We start from the raw sequence: 21,196 nt of genomic DNA, 5'->3' as shown, positions 1-21,196 counted from the left end.
TGTGGTCTATATAGAAGTACCACAAGTGCTGAGTAACGCACACCGAAAATTAAAAAAATAATAACGTTTTCAAATTATTTATAAAAATCCTTAAATGTTTGAGGCTTTTGCTGATTTGATTTTCAACAGTTCGATGTGAGATATTTAGTTTTTCGGCAATTTCTCTACTGTCCAAATTATCTATACGGGAATAATTAAAGATAATCTTTGCTTTCTCTGGTAGGCGTTCTACCTCTTGGAAAATAAGTTGCTGAAGTTCTTTAATGTCTAATACTTCGTCCAATTCCAATTCTTCCACACGATCCAATAATCCATAGGAATTGGGATCAACAAAATCCACTCTTGAAGATCTATTTACATATTTGATGATAGAAAACTTGGCTGCCTGAAATAAATAAGCTTCAAGATTTTGAATCTCTTCGAGTTTGGGGTTATTCCAAAGTGAAATGAAAATATCCTGTAAAAGATCTTCCGCAATATCCTTTTGTGGCAACCGGTTATTACAAATCACAAATATTTTGTCCCAGTACCTTTCATAGATTATCCTAAATGCTTCTTGGTCTCCAGCCCGTATTAACTTTTGCAAAGTTAAATTTTCGAGTGAACTATAGTTGTTTTTCATTTTTCGCCTCGTTTTATCTCATTACGGCAAAACAGTTCGATGTGAGGCACCAAAACTACAACAATAATTAAAAGAAAACAAGATAGTTAGCAAGACAAAAAAGGTCAATCTTATAAAACTATTTCAAATGGAGTATTGTTCTTACGATACAAAACGGCTACAAGCTACCTTTCGAAGGAAAGGTTCAACATAAAAATTCGCGTCGTACAGTGAAAATCCAATAGTCCATAAAAACATTGGATGACGAAACAAAATAGAGGAAACGATAGGAAACATAAAAATTACTGTACAAGTAAACGCTAAGAGAAAGGGTCTGATGAGAATCAGGCCCTTTTGACGTAAAAAGCCAGATTTCATGACCTGGCCTTTAAACTAAACTTAAACATATGATTCACTAGTGGTTTGTCTTTTATTATTGGCAAACCACCAGTTATTGGATACTACTTATACGAATTGATCGATTTGGATACTTTCCAGTCATTGCCCACACGCTCCAAGGTAACTAAATCTGTTTTGGTGAAGTTCTCAAATTTTAGAGTCACTTTAGCGAACATATAGTCTGCCGATTCCTCGATGATATCAGTACTTACTGCACAATTCAGCTTCTCGCCTTTTTGCTTTTTCAATAGTTTAACCACTTCACTACGGCTGTTAGACTGCGCATTTGTAGATTGGATCTTTTGATTAAAATCAGCTGCAAATAACTGTTCTACTCCTGCTGATTCTCCCTCCGTAGTTACCGCTACATAGTGCTCTAAAGCGAAGTCTGCTGTGGAAAGGTTAACGTTTACTTTTGTTGCTTTTGCTCCAGGTCCTTCAGCTGCCATAGCAAATGTTGATACTGCGATTAGGGCTGCTGCTGCGAATGTTTTTACTAATGCTTTCATAATGTCTTTATTTTATTGTGTTAGTTCTGTTGTTCTTATTTGTTGACTCAAAACTACAATACAATAGGCCCCCAGCCTACGGGCTTTAGACCAACGATCGGGAAAACTCGGTGAATGGCGGGAATGGGGAGGTGAATTTTAATTTTGTGATGTAAGTCACGGTAAATTACTATACAAAATCAAGAAATTTGTTCCAACAAGAAGAAAATCAAATCGATATGAAAACAAAACGACTCTTTAGGCAAATAGGAATATTTTCGGCTTTATTAATCCTAATAGTAACGCATAGCTATGCAACAAACCAAAAACCAAAAATTCTATTCGTAGTGACTAGTCACGATACAAAAGGCAATACAGGCGAAAAAACAGGTTATTATCTCGGCGAAGTTTCGCATCCATGGGAGGTTTTAACAGCGGCTGGATATGAGATTGATTTTGTTAGCCCACAGGGCGGAAATCCACCTGTGGATGGATTTGACCTAAATGATCCCGTTAACAAAAAATTCTGGGAGGATAAATACTACCACAATAAAATCACCCATTCACTCAAACCTTCTCAGGTAAAACCTGAAGAATATAAAGCTATCTTTTATGCCGGAGGACATGGTGCGATGTGGGATCTTCCTTTCGATTCATCAATCGCAAAGATTGCCAGCAAGATATACGAGGCAAATGGGCTTATTGCAGCTGTATGTCATGGACCTGCAGGCTTAACCAACATCAAACTGAGCACCGGCGAATATTTGATAAAAGGGAAAAAAGTTAATGGCTTTAGCAACGAAGAAGAAGAGCTTGTCAAGCTTAGCAATGTCGTTCCCTTTTTACTAGAGGATAGGCTAAAGGCAATAGGTGGGATTTATGAAAAATCCGAACCTTGGCAGTCCCATGTTACCATTGACGGCAGATTGATTACTGGCCAAAATCCACAATCAGCCAAGGCTGTTGGTATGGCTATCGTCAAAGCATTAGGAGAGTAAGGCATCCCCCCAAGATAACAACATTGGCTTTTGAAAACCATAGGGTCTGTCCAATAATTACTGTACAATTAAACGCTAACAGAAAGGGCCTGATGAGAATCAGGCCCTTTTGACGTAAAAAGTCACATCTCTCGAAGCGGCTCTTGATGGGTTGACGGTGAAGGGTAGGGATAGATTTATAGACCATTTGCTAGGATAGACTTTACTTTAGGCCCGATTATTTTAAGCATCCTTTCAAATCCTACATCTGTTGGGTGGGTGCCATCCACTGTTCCTTCCGAATCATCGCCTATTAAATGATCCGTGGGTATATAATACAAATTCTTATAACCTGCCTTCAGCAATCGCTCATACTCCAGCTTAAAATTCCTGTTCTGCTCGCTCAAGCGCGCATTCCATTTTAGATTATAGTTGCCGACTTGACGTGTAATGCTTTCTATAAGCAATATGGGAACTTGGGGATGGGATCGGCGAACCCGCTCCACAAAATTGAACGTTCGTTCACGGACTTCATCAGGGCTACTATTTGGCACACAATCCATGATGAGCAGATCCATAGCATCAATGTCACACAGCATATCGGCCACAGCCGGCTCCATCCGAGCATTGCCGCTCACACCCATATTAATCACGTTAGCATTCAACTGCCGCCCTAATTGCGCTGGATAGGCTAAGCCCGGACGGCTCGCGGAAGCACCATGAACAATGCTGGAACCATAGACCACGACCTTTTTAGCAAACGACTGTCTAGTACCCACAAAGGTGGCTTTGTCATCAATAATCAGGTCGAAATCCACTAGTTCTTTATACAAGGGAAAGTAAACAAGAAATTCTTTCTCTGTTTTCGCCATATCTTCAACCAGCGTAGCTTTACTTTCCGCGTTGGTAAGATCGGGACGAGCTACCCCTGCAAAGCGCCATCCGCTGGCCTCTTTTACATATACATCAAAACCCCGTGACATAATCGGAGTAGAATTATTGCCTAACGCCGCATCAGCCGTCTTCCAACGTAAAGATAATTTACTGGTATTGCTCTTAAAAGTAATAAATATTCCCGCAGCATGGGTATACAATTTCTTTACCGCAGCAGGAAGTCCGCTGTACTTCGCCGTATCGATCCGATGAAATTTGGGCACATTTTCAAAAGGCCTGCCCTGCAACTCAAACTTGGCAAACGAAATAGCCTGTTGGGCGTATAAAGTTACTGAGCCACAAACAAGAGAGAGGAAGAATAGGATACTGGTCTTTTTTTTCATGGTGTTTCAATTGATAGCAACGTAAATCATTATAATTTGCTAGTGGCCATCTCCTATTATCCACGAGATGGCCGTCTAACGCTAAAATTATCGAATTTTTATTTCACTGTAAACACCGTGGCTACAGCACGTTCACCTTCATGGTCAAACTTTCCATTATCTGAAGGATAGTTGACCACACCTTCGCCCTTCACCCAGGCTGTGGAGGAACCGCCGCCATCATAGTTTAACGCCGAAGTGCAGCCCAATGCAGCCATTAACTCACCCAGCTGGGGTATCGTCAGTCCCTGTGATTGTGATGAGCGGCCATCGATAACAGCTACGATCAGCTTATTGTCCGTGGTAAGCCCAACTGCTGTACGGGGGTGCCTACTGGTATTGAAATCTACGTTCAACTGCTCCAGCACCTGACCATCCTGCATCAATAGTGGACCGCCAGCCAATGCAGCTGTAGCGTTCAGGGTACCCCAACCTCCTGCAGGCTTCGGCACAATCTGATAGCTTTGCCCCGTAAAGGTAAATGCACCATTTTCACGGTAGCTGTTAAATCCATTTACTGTCTGGTTGACCGCCTGGCCATCGTATTTGAAAAACACGGTTGATCCGCCTGTACTGGTATTAAAATAACTGCCATTGAATGCCACCAAAGCATCCTTAGCAGTAGCGGCCGCACTTGTTTTTAGAAATCCGGTTTTCACATAGGGAATCTCCAGCTTCATGCCTTTCTTCAGGTCGATCTCAAATACATTTACATACTGTTTGGAATCAAATATCCGTGGAAATTGGTAATACTTCCACACGATACCGTCTGCAACCGTTTTTGTATTCCAGGCTGTCGTATGGATAATCTCCGCCAGGTCTTCGTCCTGGGGAATACTGTAATCATAGGGCAGCTGCGTGCCACCCTCATTTTTCTTGCATGAAATAACAAGAAAAAGCAGCATTAAGCTATATATAAAATTTCTTTTCATCTGTTTTTTACTTTATTTCGCCGATCCATTTTAACTTTAATGGAACCGCTTTTTCAATTGTTTTCTGCTCAATAGTACATACCGCCGACTCCATATTGCGATACAAGATGACCTTATTTTCTCCTAGCAGCAATCTTGCCGCACTGACATTACCCGCCCCCCAGCTGTACGGCCAGTTGACAAAATAGTGTTGTGGCACAGTTGCCTGGACATACTGAAAGGCTTTCCCTTTTCGCTCTGCCAATAGTACCTTGTCCTTTCCGATCAGCACCAATGATTTTCCCTGCATATACCCTGTATTTACCTGACTCCAGTTCAATGTGTCTGGCAACGGCAGCCATTCCTGAATAGGCTGTTCTTCCAGTACCTTGTAATCTTTTTTTGAAACTTTACGACAATAGCCGTCAAAAAGGACATACCATGCAGCCGGGTCATCAATATATATCGGTGGATTAAATTCTGAACTCCCTTTCAGAAAAGGAAACAGCTTCTCCACTGGACTGACGCTATAGCTAATGTTAGCTGCATCCGTTGCGTAGACCATATCCTGTGTGAGATAATAGGTACTGTCTTTTTTTGTCCATACCGCTTCAGGTGTAAGCCATGTTCCTTTTAACGTAAAAAGATGGTTGTCATCGTAAGCGTTAAATATTCCGCCATAATCAAGACGGTCTTCCTTTTTGGGCTGTATAGCACCTTCAATAAAAAACTTGGCTGTCACCCCGTCGTATTTTTCCAGGCGGGCAGCAACAGCGATAGCATGCCAGTGGTCGGATACAACATACACCGTATCTCCGGGCTGGATGATTCGCTCGCCAGCGTTATTTTTGAGCCGCCTGCTAAAAATATAATTCTGCACCGTCGTCTTGGAGTTTTCCTCCTTAAAGATTAATGTTGCGGGCACCCCCTTGCTGACCAATTGCAGCGCCATAGACGAAGCTTCACAAATCTTGGAACCGTGTGCACCACAACCTCCGGACACCACAATAGCATCCATCGGCCGGATACGGTAGAGCTGAGCAGCAACATCTACCCGCCGGGCTAATACCTCAGGATCGGCTGAACCCAATAACAGCAGGATATTCTTGTGCTCAGCCGCGCGACTGTTACACATGAAAAGAATGGTAAGGATAAATAGGCAGCTTAATTGTTTCATCTTATTTCACTTTTGCACCCATCCAGCTGGAAGAGCGCGGGTTATTATTGATATCTTGTTGTATGCGACTGTCGTCCAATACCGGCTTATATTTCTTGGCAAGCTCCAGCAACCCGGATGAGCTTAAACCATAGCTCATGGACGGATTTTCGGCACCGATAGGTAGATAATCTGGATTCAGCATAGTCGCAGGTTCAAAACTTACTTTTGGAACAATGCTTCCATCAGCGCCATACACCGCCTTCGTAGCAACAGTGTGCTGGATCAATGGAACAACAGCGACGTTATCTGAATAAGCATCAACATCGCTTGAACTGCCCGCCTGAATATTGCCCGAAACGATCGAATTGATCAAAGTCAAGTTGTTGACATTGCTGCGACGATAGACACCACCGCCGGGACCAACAACGGCATTCTTGGTAATGGTTGTACTGATCACGTCTGCCTGACAGTTATCATACAGCATTAGTCCGCCTCCGCCGTTGGCTGATGTACTCGAATTTTCAGCCAGCAGGCAATTAACAAATACCCCTTTTGATTTTTCACGTAGATAAACACCTGCTCCATAGGATGTATTTGAATTGCCGATCACCTCACAATTATAGAGTGTGATAGCCGCGTTTGGATAGGCATGTACGCCCCCTGCGGTGCCTTTGGCACTATTGTGATTAAACTGGCTATCGTAGGCAACCAGTGACCCATCAGCGATCCATAGTCCGCCGCCGTTATTGCCGGTGTTGCTATTATTGTTGATACGGCAGTTTTCCAGTCTGAGCTGGGCACCCGCAAACGCGTAGATGCCGGCAGCAAAACCTGCAGTTCCCTTATCTGCGGTGGCTTTATTGTCAACCACATCCACATTTTTGAGCAGGACCCGAGCCATGCCAATCAACATACCGCCGCCTTGGCCACGGCTGAATTTGACCTTGTCGATCGTTGTACCGGCACTGCGGTCGGTGGCATTCCCCCCTTTGATGCTGATGTTTTCCAACCTAACCTGATTTTCAGGATCCGCGGCTGCCGTCACGGTGACCGTATGAAACACCGATTTTCCACTGGAAAGCTTTCCCTGAAAGATGGTTTTATACAGCGCGGGATTGGGCTGATCTCCAGGTTTGGCATTGGCCGCATAGCCACCAATCAGGCTGACATTCTTTGCAATCTCTATGGTTTTGTCTGATTCCTCGTTCACATCGCCATTGCGAATGGTCCGCGTTGGAACATAGGTCCCCTCAGCAAGAAATAGCGTACTGCCTGTCGTTGCTTTTTCGAGTGCCTGATCGAGGTCAGTAGCACTAGTCCAGGAACTGCCATCCCCTTTACCCGCAGGAGTCACATAAAAAACGGGCACTTTTCCGGATTCCTGCAAAACCAAGATCTCCTGCGATAGATTATCGTTCAGCCTGAGCAACAATGTCGCTGAACGTTCGTCTTCCGAATTCTTAGAAACAGAAAACCGGATCTTATTTTTCCCTTTGGGATACACCGTACTATCCAGTTTGATCCAATCTTTGTCGCTACTGACGGTAACCGCCGCATTCGCCAAGATGTCCAACTGATAGGTATCGGCCCTACTGCCGACCTCCATATAATCCCGATCAATCAGGAGCCGCTGCTCACTTTCTATTTTATCTTTTTTACAGCTCTGTATGCTGAGGGCAAAAAATAGAACCATAAAAATATATAACGCTTTTTTCATTAATCAATGTTTTGAACGTACTTATTGTTTTGTGTGTTGCTATAATTCTGCTGCAGTTGACGGTAACATTCAATCAGCTGGGCTGTGGTTTCATAATGACACTCAAACATGAATACACCTTTATATTTAATTTTTTCAAGTGCGGCCAATATGGTATTCCAGTCATTCTGCCCTTTACCATTACAAGGCAGGTAGTGACTTTCCTTCGTTCCATTCCCATCCGCGACGTGCAGCGTCTTGACGCGTGGACCAAAAGCCAAGAGCAGCCGCTCGGGATGCGCAATATGGTTCATGTCCACGGCAATGCCGACCTGATGAGGAAAGCGGGCGAAAAGTTCCTGACATTCTTCCACGGTTCGCAGTAGGGGTCGCTCCCGCTCACCCACCGTCAGCGAAGGACCGAGCATATTTTCGATGACGAGCTGCCGCCCCGTCCCCGATACCGCAGTGTACAACTCGTTGACAGAACGTACCAGCTGATCCTTGCGGGCCTCCCTTTTGTTGGGCTCGAGGTAATAGGAAGGATGAAACAGAATTACCTGCGGATGAAGACGATAAAGGCCTTCCAGCAGCTGCAAATGCATACGGATCACCTGCTGCCGCTGCTGTTCATCCAACGTAGAGATATCTATTTTGGCGGAAAAGGGCATATGGATAGACCATACCTTCACCGACGCTTCCTTCAATACAGTGGCCAACGAATCGCATTTAAGCAACCATTCATCCTGTGGAATGTTTAAACTGAGATCTGCATTGACAAAACTTCCTAACCCAGCAATCTCGATATAATCCATACCAGCTGCTTTGTCGGCCTTTAGCTTTTCCAATGCTATCTTCCGGATATCGAGTGAGTAGCCAACGGCATAATCAGGCCGACCCTGCTTTTGACTGTAGGTATATCCGGGGATCAATAGATAACAGAGGATCGAAATAAAAATAAGTTGTTTCATGTTATCGGTATAATTTCTCCCATTCAGGATTTTGTTTCAGATTTGGGTTTAACTTGATATCTTCGATGGGGATCGGTGCATAGTAATCACGTTTTTCATCAAACTTACCCCGTTGATAAAATGGATCCAATGACCCTTTATTGGCATTTTGCGTATTTGAAACCGGGTCCCAAAGCGTCCGCTGATTGATATTGATCAATGTGGTCACGGTACCCGGTGCCCCCGATGTGTTGCCGGTATGGACATACACATCCGCCTTGCCATCGCCGGTAAAATCATACGCGCCGACACCTGGAAAATAAACGCCGACAATAGGCTGATTGAGTTTTGATCCTGCTTTCCAACGCATTAAGTCGTCCCAGCGCTGTCCTTCGTTGAACAACTCGATCCTTCTTTCGCGCCTGATTTCCAAAAGTACTCCCTTAAATGCGCCTCCGTCGATGTTCGGATACATGGCCAGCAAGTAAGGATCAGGATTGGCATTCGCTTCAGCGAGGGATAGCATCGGCATTCCCGCCCGGCTACGCAGCTTATTGACTGTCAGGTCAAGGTCGCTTTGGCTGATTGTCCCAAGTTCCGCTTTTGCTTCGGCATTGATCAGCAGTGCCTCTGCATAACGGAATAAGATGACATCAAAATAGGAGGCCGATACGCCCCATTGCAATTTATCAGGCAAGGCCTTAATCAGACGATAGCCAGTCGTGGTGATGGTCAAGTTGACTGGCTCATTGCTTGTCTCGCCATTGGCACGGAACTCAGGCCCCGCCGTTGTCTGTGTAAGCCTTGGATCTCTATTCTGCATTTCCTGATAGAATTCCATGGTCTTGTAACCTGATCTATCGGTAAAGCGGCTTCCATCCTTCATCAGATAGCTATTGATCATATCTTTGGCGATTCCATAGGCTCCCGAAGTCGCTGAGGTAAAGGAATAGCCAAGGCCATGCACACGCATACCCAATTCAAAATCAATGGCAAGGATAGTCTCCACCTGATCTTGATTATTTCGGGCGAACAGATTCCGATAGGCTTGATCCGCCCCGCCCTGGCTATATAAGGTATATACCCCAGCATTCATCAGTTCGGCCGATGCACTAACAGCCTCATTCAGGAACTTTTCATGTCCTGCGATCTGATGGTATTTTCTAAATGTCCCTTCAAAGAGTGCTACCCTCGCTTTCAGCAGCAGTGCCGTGTATTTGGTGATCAGATTAAGCTGTTTTTCCGCTGGGATATTTTCAATAGCATAGTCCAGATCAGCCATAATAGAATCCATCACCAGCTGCCGTGAGTCCCTCGCTTTGAAAAGATCTTCATCTTTGGCGCTCAGCACCTTTCCATACCAGGGCACGTCACCGAAAGTTTTTACCTTATCGTAATAAAAATGCGCTCTAAAAAAGCGGGCTATGCCGCCGTATTTCTTTTGTGCTGCAGCGTCGGGCACTTTATGGTAGTTGGCCAGAAAATAATTAATTTTGCGCAGCTGGCTCCAGGACCAACCGCCCGAGCCGCTGCCCACAGGGACAGTACGATTGCCCTTAATCCGGTCGGCTACCGTGAGGGGGATCATATTGTCCGAACTACCATCATTTGTATACCAGGATTCATTGGGCAAAAAAGTGTAAAAATCATTAGTGGCTACCTCCAGATCCTTTGCTGTATTGAAAAAATAAGGCGCTTCCACCTGGTCCTCCGAAGGACGATCCAAATAGTCTTTCTGACAAGCTGCCAGTGATAGCAAGATCAACAGACCAAGTAGTTTATAGGTGTTTGTTGTAAGTTTCATTATCATTGCGTTGTCAAGTATTAAAGCGTAAGCATTAAACCAAAAGAATAGGTTTTACCCATGGGATAGTCACGTAGCAGGCCCCGCTCCGAGGAATCTGCAGGATCATTGGCACTCGCAGGCGAATTATAATTGATCATTGCACCTGCTTGCTCTGGATCTATATACTTCGTCAGATTGCCAAAGTTCCAGGTCAGCAGATTCTCGCCGCTGAAGTAAAACCGTAGTTTTTCCACTTTATAGCGCCTTGTCCATTTCTGCGGTAAGGTGTATCCTAACGTAAAATTTTTCATCCGCAGGAACCCAACATTGGTGAGGTAATAGTCGTTCAATTCGTACAACGACCTTCCACTCTGCAGCGACGAGTATCCCCGATAGATCTGTGGATACCTGTTTCCCTTATTGTCCGGTGTCCAGGCATTATCCACCAGGTCTTTACGTACAAAGGAAAGATAAGGCCGCTGGTAGGATCCCCAGTATAAATCCCCGGTCGGGTACCAGTCCTGCTTGGCAACACCAGCAAAGGCTGTCGAGAGATCAAAATTATTCCAGGAAGCACTCATATTGATACCAAATGGAAATTTCGGCATGGCGTTACCAATGGGTTTAATATCACCATGGTTGGCAAGCGTATTGTCACCTTTGTCGATACGTCCATCACCATTGAGATCCACGTATTTCACATCACCGCCGCGCAACATATTCCACTCACTATTTTGCGATACACTCAGAATATCATTATATACTTTGGAGAGGGACAATTGTGGATCCTGGAAACTATTCTGGTAGCTCAATGCCTCCGCATCGGACTGAAACTGTCCGTCGATATGGTATCCCCAGATCTGCCCCAGCACCTGTCCTTCGTAATAGGAGCTCAACAAGCCCTGTGGATTATTATATTTCGTAATGATCCCTTTAAAATTGGTGGTATTCACGGCGATGTTGAAACGGAAGGGTGAGCCTGCAAGGTCAAACTTGTCCTGGTAGCTTAGCCCCACTTCAAAACCTTTATTGCGCAAAGCAGCATAGTTTTCACGCGGTTCATTAGCTCCAAATACCGCTGGAAGGGGCTGCCCCGGAAGATACATTCCTTCAACATCCTTCTGATACCAGTCAAAATTAACATTTAACTTATTCTGGATCAGCCCAAGATCAACACCGAAGTCAATGCTTTTGGTGCGTTCCCAGGTGACAACGTTCGGCAAAGGTGCCGGCGTACTCGCCCCAATAAGACGGGAGCCCCCATTTAGCCAAGCCAACTGCTGCACCGTCATCAACTCCTTAAAGGTATTGACCCCTACAGTCTGGTTGCCGAGCTTGCCATAAGAAGCTCTGAGTTTTAGGGTTGGTATACTGCCTTTGATCGATTCCCAAAAGCGCTCACGATCCAGCTGCCAGCCCAATGAGACGGAAGGGAAAAATCCCCACCGACTCCCACTGGGGAACCGTGATGAACCATCATACCGTGAATTTATTTCCAGTAGGTATTTATTATCGTAGGCATAATTAAAACGGCCAAATACGCCTTGAATAGCCCAATTTTCAGCTGATCCGCTCAGGCTATACATGGAGGTACCCAGTGCCAGGTTGGATAGATCTTCGATCAGAAGATCATCCATGGCCCCGGCGATACGGTCCCGGTCAAAGGATTCCTGATTGTAGCCCACCAATAATTTGAACTGATTCTTTTGCGCCACATTTTTTTCGTAGGTCGCAAACAGGTTCATCGCGTTATACTTGTCTTTCCAGCGGTATTCTGTCAGACGGTTGAGCCCTGCTGTCGTATAATTGAGTTTGTTGCCCGAATAGTAACTAAAGGGGTTGAGGCGTGTGCTCCGTGAAAAGTTTTCGATACGGTTGCTATAATCAAAATTTACCTGTAGACCTTTCAATGGCTTGAGCAGGACACGGAATGTATTGGTAAATTCTTCACTATTGCGCAGCTCCCAGCTCTTTCCCGACTCCAGTCCTGCATTCGCTCCCTGACCACCAGTACCTACACCAATATCCGTTGGAATCCCATCAACAAAATTGGGATAGAAAGGCATCAGATTATACCAGGTCGTCGTACTCCAAAGTCCCCCCAGACCATTGCTGTACCCCCCATATTCTTTATCCGTTTCGTTGATGAACTGTGTATTGTTCGAAATTTCCAGCCAGCTGTTGGGCGTGAATACCAAATTGGATTTCATATTCTGGCGGTCCATATTCGCATCGTCATTGATATTATTGATCGTTTCCCGTTTGAATATACGTCCGGAGAGATAGGCTTTCAACTTCTCACTGCCACCTGAAATGGCGATATTATGGAAGTTGGAGGGCTGATATTTTTTAAATAGGTAATCCCACCAGTTGGTTTTATAGAAAAATTTATAGGTTCCGTCCGCCTGCTTCTCATGAAAGGGCGCAATCTCACCTGCAGCCACCATTTTGATCGCTTCCCAGTCCATTGGATTGTAACGTGTATAGGAACTGCCGTTATAACCGTACAGTGCGGCATCTACGGTTTTCCCATAGACATAGGGATCGGAGATATAATCGGTACGGGAGGCCGGTGTAGTCCAGGCAAAATTATTGACATAATCGACCTTCACTGTCCCTGCCTTTCCTTTTTTTGTGGTCACCAGGATAACACCAAAAGCACCACGGGCTCCATAGATGGCCGCAGAAGCCGCATCTTTCAGGACAGAAACACTTTCAATATCATTGGGGTTAACCCGTGTGATATTCCCTTCAATCCCATCGATCAATACCAGCGGGCCGCCCTCATTGATGGAATTGAATCCCCGCACATTGATGTCAGGTGTTTTGGATGGATCACCGTTGTTGAGCTGAATATTTAAGCCCGGCATAAGCCCCTGGAGCGTACCTGCTATATTTGCACTTGGACGCAATGCGATATCATCCCCATTGACCTGCGACACGGCCCCCGTCAGATTGGCTTTTTTTTGCACGCCATAGCCCACGACGACCACCTCCTCCATTGCATTGATGGCCGGTTTCATGGTTACATGCAATGTAGACTGCTGTGCGAGCGCCATTTCCAGTGGCTGATAGCCGACCATGGTAAATACAAGTATGGCATAACGGCTACTGACCTGGATCTGAAAGCTGCCATCCTCACGACTGAGCGTTTTCTCCTTTTTGCCTTTTTCGCTGATTGTAACATTGTCTAAGGGTCGGCCCTGATCGTCTTTGACAAATCCTTTGACCGGGTACAGCTGTGGAGCCTCCGTAGCCGACGCTTGACGAACTGCCTGATCCGGTCTTTTGTTCAAGACAATATTTTTATCTGCTTTGACATACGATAACTGAAGCTGGCTCAATAAATCTTTCAGCGCTTCTTCAAAAGGGATATTGTTGAAGCTGACGCTGATACGGTCGTCTTTTGCGATCAGCGATTCGTTGTAAAAAATATTGTATCCACTTTGCTTCTGCAGTTCTTTCAAGACAGCACTCACTTTCACATTGTTCCGCTTCAGATTGACGGTCTGGCCGAAAGTAAAGGCGTGCAGCTGCAAATTGGCCACGAACAGGAGTGGAATTGCTAAAGACAATTTCATAGAAATTGGTATTTTCTGGGATCTTACCTGGCATAATTGCCTCGGTCCGATCAATTTTTTTTTAGTAAATTGCATTCGGTTGAGATAAAATTTAACGGTTTTACTATTCATCCATGTCGAGAAAAAGACAAAACTTTCAGGGGCGTTGGCGCGCTCCTGATTGTTATATATGCTATCTTCTCATCAGCGTTAGTTTAGCACATATATCCTCCTTCCTTTACGTTCGAAATGTACGCCACCGGCGAAAGAAATTGTTTTCAATAGTTTATCGATATTCTCATAGCGGGATATTGTCCCGGAGAAGTGCTGTCCTTGCAGCTCGTCTCCGTAACTGATCTCGACATCATACCAGCGTGCAACCTCGTCCATGACCGTTTGAATGGATGCATTATCAAAAGCAAAATTTCCATTTTTCCAGGCAAGACTATAGAACGGATCAACTTGCTCCTTTTTCACGCTCTTACGGCTTTTATTGAAGACTACCTGATCATTGGGCGCAAGGACCTGTTCTTTCAAAGCAGCATCGGCATAAGAGAGCCTGACTTTTCCTTCTACCAAGGTGGTAACGATGCGATCACCAAAACTCTTGATGTTAAAATGCGTTCCAAGCACCTCGAGTGTTTGTGTTCCACTTTGCACAGTAAAAGGTACCCTTTTGCCTTTATTATCCATTTTAGCCACCTCAAAATAGGCTTCACCCTCGAGCTGCACCGACCGCAACTTCGCATCAAATTTTACGGGATATTTAATCTTACTGCCGGCATTAAGCTGCACCAGACTTCCGTCGGCCATCTTTAACGTATATTCTCCCCCTCTAGGGGTTACGACCGTATTGTAGACGATGTTATTTGTTGTTGACAACTTGTCTTTGAGCTTATAACTGATTTGACCTTTATCGTCCTTGGTAATCAAATATTCCCCCTGGTCAAGTACCGTATCCGCATGCAGCAAACTGAGGTCGATCTGTTTTCCATTTTCAAGGATGATTATGGCTTTATCAGAACCTGGTACGATCGACACCTTAGAAAGCTGCTCTTTAGGCTGGATATCCACGGTATAAACGTTGTAGTATCCCCATAGCACGGCTCCGCAGAACGCAAGAAAGATTGCCGCCACCTGCCACCAACTTCTTCTGAAATTAAAATGACCATCTGTAGTCTTTTGGGGAGTAGATGCCGCTGTTGTAATTTGGGGATCGGCCAATATATTTTCCATCATCCGATGTGGATCGGGGTATGTTGCAGGCTTTGCAGGGTACGAGTTCTCCCGCCAGACTTTCTCCCAAGCCTGAAAAAATACGGGATCATCCATTAATCCTACAAGCAATTCCTGTTCTTCTTTGCTGGCTTGATCAGCAAGATATTTACGTATTAATTGGCTGTATTGTTCAATTTGGTTCATTCCTTTGGATCGATTTCAACTACATAATCGCGCGAACCTGGAAAAAGTACCAATTGAAAAATATTTTTTTTTTTGGATAGTAGATGATCTATTTTTTTTAGCCTATAGGATGGCTAATGCACTTGCAAAAAAAAGAGATGCCAACCCGAGCTGCTCAGAAAAAAAAGATGGACAGGATTTTGTCCAACTTGAACCGGACAAATTTTGAGGCGAGACTGAGGTGATTACGCACGGTATTTTTGGAGAGTCCTTCCTCATCGGCAATTTCCTGATAAGTTTGGTCTTCAAACTTGCTGCGTCGGTAAATTGCCTGCTGCTGTGGAGGCAATTGCTCAATAATGGATTCTAAGATAAACTGTAGCTCTTTGCCATCCAATTCATCCTGCAACGAAAAGCTTTCAGGCCAACTGTGCTGAAGAGACTGCAGATAGTTGGACCGGACTAGCGATTTACGGAAATTAGATATGGCCATTCTCTTTGAAATAGCAAATAGAAAAGGAAAAATGGCTTCCGGACCGGAAAGCTGCATTCTTTTTAAATAGAATTCAATGAAAACTTCCTGTGTGACCTCCTCCGCATCACTGTCACTTTTGCAGAGTTGTCTGACTTTAAAATAAATAATCGGCTGATAATAATTGAACACAATACTAAAAACACACTGATCTCCGGCTTGTAATAAGAGAAAATCGTCCATTGATATGGAAATATGTTTCAGTCCAACGATCATGAATTCGGTATGTTTAATTGATGCAAATTAACCTAACAGATGTTAATTTCATATAAAATTAACATTAATATCCATAATTACGAGATCAGTCGCCTTATAAAAAAGCAGTACTCCCCATACTCTGCAGGTTTGGCTAACTTAAGGTTTGATATATTCTTGATAACTCTTTTTGATGTGCAGGATAATAACATAGTCGGACATGTATTTCGCTGTATCAATATTCAGACGATACAACTGCATGAAAGTTTGTAGAGAGTCCCTTCTAAGGACCGTCAAATTTTGAACCATACGTTTTGAAAAGGTACTATAAAGATACCGTTCTTCCTCTTCCTTTATTAATTTCTGTTGGAGCTTGGATTGAGGATTAGTTTTTTTCCCATCAGAGAAATAACCGAAAGCACATCAACACTTATCAGCGAGGCTAAACCAGCCTTTTCGGGTACCCTTAAAACAGAACAGCAACGAAATAATGAGTTTTGAACGGATGAAGATTAAGCTGGTAAAGAAGAGGCTGGAGCGGCTGAAGGTATTTTATGAATGAATGTCCTTCAATGTCTAAAACTGATATAACTATTATCAGCCTGTTCAAATAATTCATATAACTTTTGTTGAAGTAAGCTTTTTATCTGGTAATTGTGTTTTATATTCCGCTAATAGTGTTGGTGAAAGACTTCGGCTCAAAGCATACTCAACCCCCTCACTATCTTTATCTTTACATAATAGAGTACCAATACTTGCATTTTCATTGGATCGCTTAACGTCTCGATCAAGAGCCTCTAGATAAAAATTCAACTGACCAAGATGCTCGCGCTTCAATTGTCTTGGTACGACTAAAAATTAGGACATTATTTGTCCAACTCAATTCTCTCGTCAATGCCGAGAGTCTTTCACTGCTGCGATAAGTTTCGTAAAACTGTTTCATTCGCCAAAGATTCTTATCTGAAAAGCCTTTCAATTCAGGTTCGTGCTGTTTAATGAAAAAGAGCCAATTAATTCTTTGACGACCGACTGTCCCCATTCGGAAATTTCAATCCACGCGCTAATATACTTTCTAATATGCCAATATAAATTCATTAATTCCGTATTAACTGCCTTAATAGCTTTAGATTGAGATTCTTTAATAACTGAATAATTTCTAAAAAACGCTGCTCCATGTATAAAGGATTAAACGAAGTCTGCTCTGGACAGGTTTACGCTTGCTCTCGATATTCTATAGGGCTCATTCCATTAAATGGAGTTTTATCCGTCTATTGTTGTAATATTCAATATAGTCATTAATTATAAGAAGTCTTCTTTTTAGGATCCTTCTTTCATTCCTCAACCCTCTACAAATTCCAAGATGTCTCCCGGCTGGCATTCTAACACTTTACAGATTGCTTCCAATGTGCTAAACCTTATCGCTTTGGCTTTTCCAGTTTTTAATATTGAAAGATTTGAAAGTGAAAGATCAACTTTCTCTGATAGTTCGTTCAATGACATTTTTCTCTTAGCCATCATGACATCTAAATTTACAATTATCGGCATCTTATACAGTTAAATCGTTTTCGTTTTGCAATTCAATTCCTCTGCTAAAAATAACAGATATCATATAGATTACCGCAGCCATTAAAATAAATGCTTGACTATCGGTCCAGAATTGATGTAAGCTCCCGACTTCGTAGCCCTTTCTTATAATTCTACCTACGGTCTCTTGTGCAATATAACTCAACAGCCCAATTGAAAATGTAAAATAACTGATTTTTGTAATTTGTTTGGAAACTAAATTATTGAAAGGTTTATTCAGATCCAATTTGTGCATCATTTCGACCACCAGATAAAATAAATATGCTTTCAATACTGCAATGACAAGGATAAAAGAATAGATTGTGTAAAAATACATTTGGCTCTGCCTGTACATAGCCGACAGATCAAGTTTTTGATAGAGTTTTCCAACAAATTCCGGTTTGAAAATACTGCAAACCAAATTAACAATAATGGCTCCTGCTTCGATAGATAATCCAACAAATATGATCCAGGCGATTACGAATAATCCTTTAAAAACGATGTTGTCCATTTTTTTCATAATTGATAAGTTTTATATTTAATGCAATAATAATAAATATTTAGCGATTATCACTAAATATTTATTATTATTTTATAAAAAAGACACTTATAATGTATTACTTATCCAGAGGATCAAATTAAAACCTGCTGTGTAAGAAAAAGGTCAGATAAAGAGTCTGATTAACATCATGCAATTTTAACATTAAAAAAGCCATATCTTCAGATATAGCTCTCTAACATATTTTTATTTTAAGCGACCTACTTATTTATACGAATTGATTGATTTAGATACTTTCCAGTCATTACCCACACGCTCCAAAGTCACCAGATCAGTCTTGGTGAAGTTTTCAAATTTCAAAGTCACCTTAGCGACCATATAGCCTGCAGATTCATCGATGATATCGGTTTTTACTGTACAGTTCAGCTTCTCGCCTTTTTGCTTTTTCAATAATTTAACTACCGCATTACGGCTATGATTTTGTGCATTGGAGGCTTGGATCTTTTGATTGAAATCTTCCGCGAATAATTGCTCTATTCCTGCTGATTCTCCCTCCGTCATTACCGCAGCATAGTGCGCTAAAGCGAAGTCCGCTGATGAAAGCTTAACGTCTGTTTTGGTTGCTTTTGCTCCAGGTTCTTCAGCTGCCATAGCGAAAGTTGATACTGCGATTAAAGCTGCTGCTGCAAAGGTCTTTACTAGAGTTCTCATAATGTCTTTAATTTATTGTGTTAGTTTTCCATCTAAATAATTGGTTCTTCATTTGTAATGAAGCTATCATGAGCATTTTCCATCTATGCTCATGATGGTTTTTGTTCTTATTTGTTGACTCAAAACTACAACACAATACGCCCCTAGCCTGTGGGCGTAAGACTAACAGACCAGAAAACTCGGTAAATGGCGGAAATGGGGAGTTGAAAGTTATCATTCGAAATATCGCTTCAATTCAGCTATATTTAAATAGAAAATTACAAAGGTCAGTGAAGCATAAAACGAGAGGTGTATTTTTAATAACTTCTTCTCTGCTGACCATTTGGACCATTAAATAATAAAAAAATATCATGCGCAAAATAATAACCATATTTACTTTCTTAGCCGTATCAGCCTTTCAACTTATTGGTAGCTGCTTTGCTCAAATCAAATATGTTGTATTTGATCAAGACATACTAACCGATTCATTGGATGAACATTTATTGTGCAAAAGAACATATGCAGAAATCGAATCCGACAGTACCGATTTCCCAAATTTGACTATTTATAATTTTCTGTTCAAAAAAAGCATAATTACTGATGATTCAAATCAAAAAGTATTTCAGAATTTTATAAGCTTTGAGCGCGATGGGAAAAATTTGCCCGTTGATATCTTAGTTACAATAACGCCGCTGACAAGGTCTAAATTTGAGGTAAAAAATATCTCGAAAGCCATTGTTAATAATGATATAAAATTAATTTCCTCGGACAGCCTGCTAAGAACCGCTGCAAAAAATATATTTTATGCAACTTATGCTCCTTTAGGTATTTTTTCAGAGACGCCATTACTCAATTTGAAAAGAACGGATTATAAAATCGTAATAAAGCGGAAAAATGAATATTTCCTAGTCGACAACGAGACCTTAACCGAGTCCTATTTTATAGGTAAAGGCAATATAGAGCCATATAGAATTAATGCAGCGGGAATATATCCGCAGAGTAGGAATTTTTCAAAACAAAGTTATCTCTCTACTGAAAGGTTAAATATGCTAAAAGGGGGAATAATAAAAGATACTACCTTATATTTAAATAATCAAGGCCGAACTATAGTGATAGATAGATTTTGGACAAATGAACCTTACATTCCTTTTACAAAAAGTGCAGGCCTAAATAAAGGTAAAGATTGGTATGCAGTAGAAGGGATTGGAGATTTTGAGTTCTATTGGGACAATGGAATATTAAACGGTAATTTTTTGGACTATTTTAAAAAAGCCAAGTTAATTTATATGCCCGATAAACAGCTCAATAGGAAACTGAACCTTTTTTATAAAACAAAGAAAATAAATGGAATACCACTCAAAGATTTTTTTAAAGACAAAGGTTTGGACAACACAAATTTGAAAACGATATTATAGCTAGGAATACCCAATGTTTCATTGACGTTGCACAGTTCAGCTTTTAACCTTTTTGTTTTTTCAGTGAGATACTTTCTAGTCATTACCTACAAGCTCCAAGATTAACAAAAGGTTTAGAGAGTAAGGCTCAATGATATAGTTATCGTGTTATTGAAAGTATTCAATAACACGATAACTACCATCTTGATATTTATCGAGCAGTTCTTTTAAATAATACTTGTGCTGAACTCCGGTTAAGACAACTATTTTTTTTCCACTATACTGATTAGCGTGTTTGATGATATTAATAGCCATTGTAGTATTTCTTAGGTCCCAAAAATTACACCAAAGCTGATAACCATCTCGGTAAGATATCTTTTGACCGTTTGGCTTTACTATATATTTCTCTTCAAAAATTGCTTCGGAATTAGCTATTTTGGGGATCTCATGATGCTGAAGAGTCTGTCTATATCTATTTAAAGTTTCAAAAGCGACTGAATTCAATGTCTTGATATCTGTTTTTGAAAAGTTAAGTAGCGCTTTATTCGCTTCTTTATATTTCTCATAGATGGCTTTATTGGTATCACTTAACTTACCGACTTGATACAAGCTATCGATAAGCTTTACGGTAAGGTAATCAGCCGGGACCATACCCCTATCTTTTCGGTACTGATTTCTACCCTCAAACTCGAATGGTAAATTGCGTGTTTCAGGATATTTTTTAAGATATCGTAATGTAGCAGTCTGCTCATTGGATGTTAGACGAATTTCCTTTGCGTAATCTTTCATCTGCTCGCTATCATTTTCTTGCAAAAGTATATCAGGCCTGATTTTATCTATAATTTCAAATAGCATACCCGGGCTCAAAATGGCGGAGGAGTCATGCACTGTGCCAATGATATAGAGTTCTGTCTTAATCGAGGTTTGAGCTTGTGCCAAGTTTAAAAACAAAACCGATAGACTTGCAAAAAGATATTTCATTAAAAACGGATATTTAGGCATTGTTAAAAGTGAAACTATCAAATATAAGAAATTCAGCACATAAGAGAAAATTTTCACCCATTTGATAGATGTATAGA

At 42.0% G+C, this 21,196-nt stretch carries 20 protein-coding genes; 2 read left to right on the top strand and 18 right to left on the bottom strand.

The genetic code is table 11. From position 1 onward, the window contains the following. Positions 1 to 49 precede the first annotated feature (49 nt). Both B2W36_RS10750 and B2W36_RS10745 read right to left on the bottom strand, forming a co-directional pair. Positions 50 to 622 (bottom strand): RNA polymerase sigma factor, encoded by a 573-nt coding sequence (locus B2W36_RS10750; RefSeq protein ID WP_293887714.1) that lies wholly within the window; start codon positions 620 to 622, stop codon positions 50 to 52. A gap of 440 nt (positions 623 to 1,062) precedes the next feature. Beyond that, positions 1,063 to 1,509: a nuclear transport factor 2 family protein gene (locus tag B2W36_RS10745; protein ID WP_293887713.1), complete on the bottom strand. Its 447-nt coding sequence runs from the start codon at positions 1,507 to 1,509 to the stop codon at positions 1,063 to 1,065. A 218-nt stretch (positions 1,510 to 1,727) separates the two neighbouring features. Between B2W36_RS10745 and B2W36_RS10740 the strand changes: the two genes are divergently transcribed. Then, positions 1,728 to 2,486 (top strand): type 1 glutamine amidotransferase domain-containing protein, encoded by a 759-nt coding sequence (locus tag B2W36_RS10740; RefSeq protein ID WP_293887712.1) that lies wholly within the window; start codon positions 1,728 to 1,730, stop codon positions 2,484 to 2,486. A gap of 176 nt (positions 2,487 to 2,662) precedes the next feature. On the opposite strand, the gene B2W36_RS10735 is transcribed toward B2W36_RS10740, so the two are convergent. The 15 genes from B2W36_RS10735 to B2W36_RS10680 all read right to left on the bottom strand — a co-directional run bounded on the left by B2W36_RS10735 (position 2,663) and on the right by B2W36_RS10680 (position 18,744). Then, the gene (locus tag B2W36_RS10735) at positions 2,663 to 3,742 is read right to left on the bottom strand and encodes an SGNH/GDSL hydrolase family protein (protein WP_293887711.1); all 1,080 of its coding nucleotides are present in this window, start codon (positions 3,740 to 3,742) and stop codon (positions 2,663 to 2,665) included. 98 nt (positions 3,743 to 3,840) lie between these two features. Next, the gene (locus B2W36_RS10730) at positions 3,841 to 4,713 is read right to left on the bottom strand and encodes a phosphodiester glycosidase family protein (protein ID WP_293887710.1); all 873 of its coding nucleotides are present in this window, start codon (positions 4,711 to 4,713) and stop codon (positions 3,841 to 3,843) included. 7 nt (positions 4,714 to 4,720) lie between these two features. After that, entirely contained in the window at positions 4,721 to 5,869 is a 1,149-nt protein-coding gene (locus B2W36_RS10725) for a YdcF family protein (protein WP_293887709.1), read from the bottom strand. 1 nt (position 5,870) lies between these two features. Continuing rightward, a complete protein-coding gene (locus B2W36_RS10720; RefSeq protein ID WP_293887708.1) occupies positions 5,871 to 7,568 on the bottom strand; it encodes a right-handed parallel beta-helix repeat-containing protein in 1,698 nt (565 codons plus the stop codon). Beyond that, the gene (locus B2W36_RS10715) at positions 7,568 to 8,518 is read right to left on the bottom strand and encodes a sugar phosphate isomerase/epimerase family protein (RefSeq protein ID WP_293887707.1); all 951 of its coding nucleotides are present in this window, start codon (positions 8,516 to 8,518) and stop codon (positions 7,568 to 7,570) included. Before B2W36_RS10715 ends, B2W36_RS10720 begins: the two co-directional genes overlap by 1 nt. 1 nt (position 8,519) lies before the next feature. Beyond that, entirely contained in the window at positions 8,520 to 10,301 is a 1,782-nt protein-coding gene (locus B2W36_RS10710) for a RagB/SusD family nutrient uptake outer membrane protein (RefSeq protein WP_293887706.1), read from the bottom strand. A 20-nt stretch (positions 10,302 to 10,321) separates the two neighbouring features. Further along, positions 10,322 to 13,864: a TonB-dependent receptor gene (locus tag B2W36_RS10705; RefSeq protein WP_293887705.1), complete on the bottom strand. Its 3,543-nt coding sequence runs from the start codon at positions 13,862 to 13,864 to the stop codon at positions 10,322 to 10,324. A gap of 189 nt (positions 13,865 to 14,053) precedes the next feature. Then, positions 14,054 to 15,265 (bottom strand): FecR family protein, encoded by a 1,212-nt coding sequence (locus B2W36_RS10700; RefSeq protein WP_293887704.1) that lies wholly within the window; start codon positions 15,263 to 15,265, stop codon positions 14,054 to 14,056. A 154-nt stretch (positions 15,266 to 15,419) separates the two neighbouring features. Then, the gene (locus B2W36_RS10695; RefSeq protein ID WP_293887703.1) at positions 15,420 to 15,959 is read right to left on the bottom strand and encodes an RNA polymerase sigma factor; all 540 of its coding nucleotides are present in this window, start codon (positions 15,957 to 15,959) and stop codon (positions 15,420 to 15,422) included. A 627-nt stretch (positions 15,960 to 16,586) separates the two neighbouring features. Further along, positions 16,587 to 16,808, bottom strand: a complete 222-nt coding sequence (locus B2W36_RS22650) for a PDDEXK nuclease domain-containing protein (RefSeq protein WP_409530102.1) — start codon at positions 16,806 to 16,808, stop codon at positions 16,587 to 16,589. Further along, positions 16,759 to 17,010 (bottom strand): DUF1016 N-terminal domain-containing protein, encoded by a 252-nt coding sequence (locus B2W36_RS22645; protein WP_409530103.1) that lies wholly within the window; start codon positions 17,008 to 17,010, stop codon positions 16,759 to 16,761. Before B2W36_RS22645 ends, B2W36_RS22650 begins: the two co-directional genes overlap by 50 nt. After that, positions 16,944 to 17,114, bottom strand: a complete 171-nt coding sequence (locus tag B2W36_RS22640) for a DUF1016 N-terminal domain-containing protein (RefSeq protein WP_414712088.1) — start codon at positions 17,112 to 17,114, stop codon at positions 16,944 to 16,946. The genes B2W36_RS22645 and B2W36_RS22640 overlap by 67 nt, the downstream gene beginning before the upstream one ends. 195 nt (positions 17,115 to 17,309) lie before the next feature. Then, positions 17,310 to 17,516, bottom strand: coding sequence for a helix-turn-helix domain-containing protein (locus B2W36_RS10690; protein WP_223580226.1), 207 nt, complete (start codon positions 17,514 to 17,516; stop codon positions 17,310 to 17,312). A gap of 1 nt (position 17,517) precedes the next feature. Next, positions 17,518 to 18,054 (bottom strand): DUF2975 domain-containing protein, encoded by a 537-nt coding sequence (locus B2W36_RS10685; RefSeq protein WP_293884712.1) that lies wholly within the window; start codon positions 18,052 to 18,054, stop codon positions 17,518 to 17,520. 243 nt (positions 18,055 to 18,297) lie between these two features. Then, positions 18,298 to 18,744, bottom strand: a complete 447-nt coding sequence (locus B2W36_RS10680; RefSeq protein ID WP_293887702.1) for a hypothetical protein — start codon at positions 18,742 to 18,744, stop codon at positions 18,298 to 18,300. Positions 18,745 to 19,094: 350 nt separating this feature from the next. Between B2W36_RS10680 and B2W36_RS10675 the strand changes: the two genes are divergently transcribed. Continuing rightward, a complete protein-coding gene (locus B2W36_RS10675; protein WP_293887701.1) occupies positions 19,095 to 20,138 on the top strand; it encodes a hypothetical protein in 1,044 nt (347 codons plus the stop codon). Positions 20,139 to 20,285: 147 nt separating this feature from the next. Here the strand turns inward: B2W36_RS10675 and B2W36_RS10670 are convergent, their stop codons facing one another. After that, positions 20,286 to 21,098: a hypothetical protein gene (locus B2W36_RS10670; protein WP_209576432.1), complete on the bottom strand. Its 813-nt coding sequence runs from the start codon at positions 21,096 to 21,098 to the stop codon at positions 20,286 to 20,288. Positions 21,099 to 21,196 lie beyond the last annotated feature (98 nt).

Source organism: Sphingobacterium sp. UBA3549 (assembly GCF_002376635.1).
Lineage (GTDB): Bacteria > Bacteroidota > Bacteroidia > Sphingobacteriales > Sphingobacteriaceae > Sphingobacterium.
Note: the sequence above shows the minus strand (reverse complement) of the source record. Positions and strands in the feature narration are given on the sequence as shown.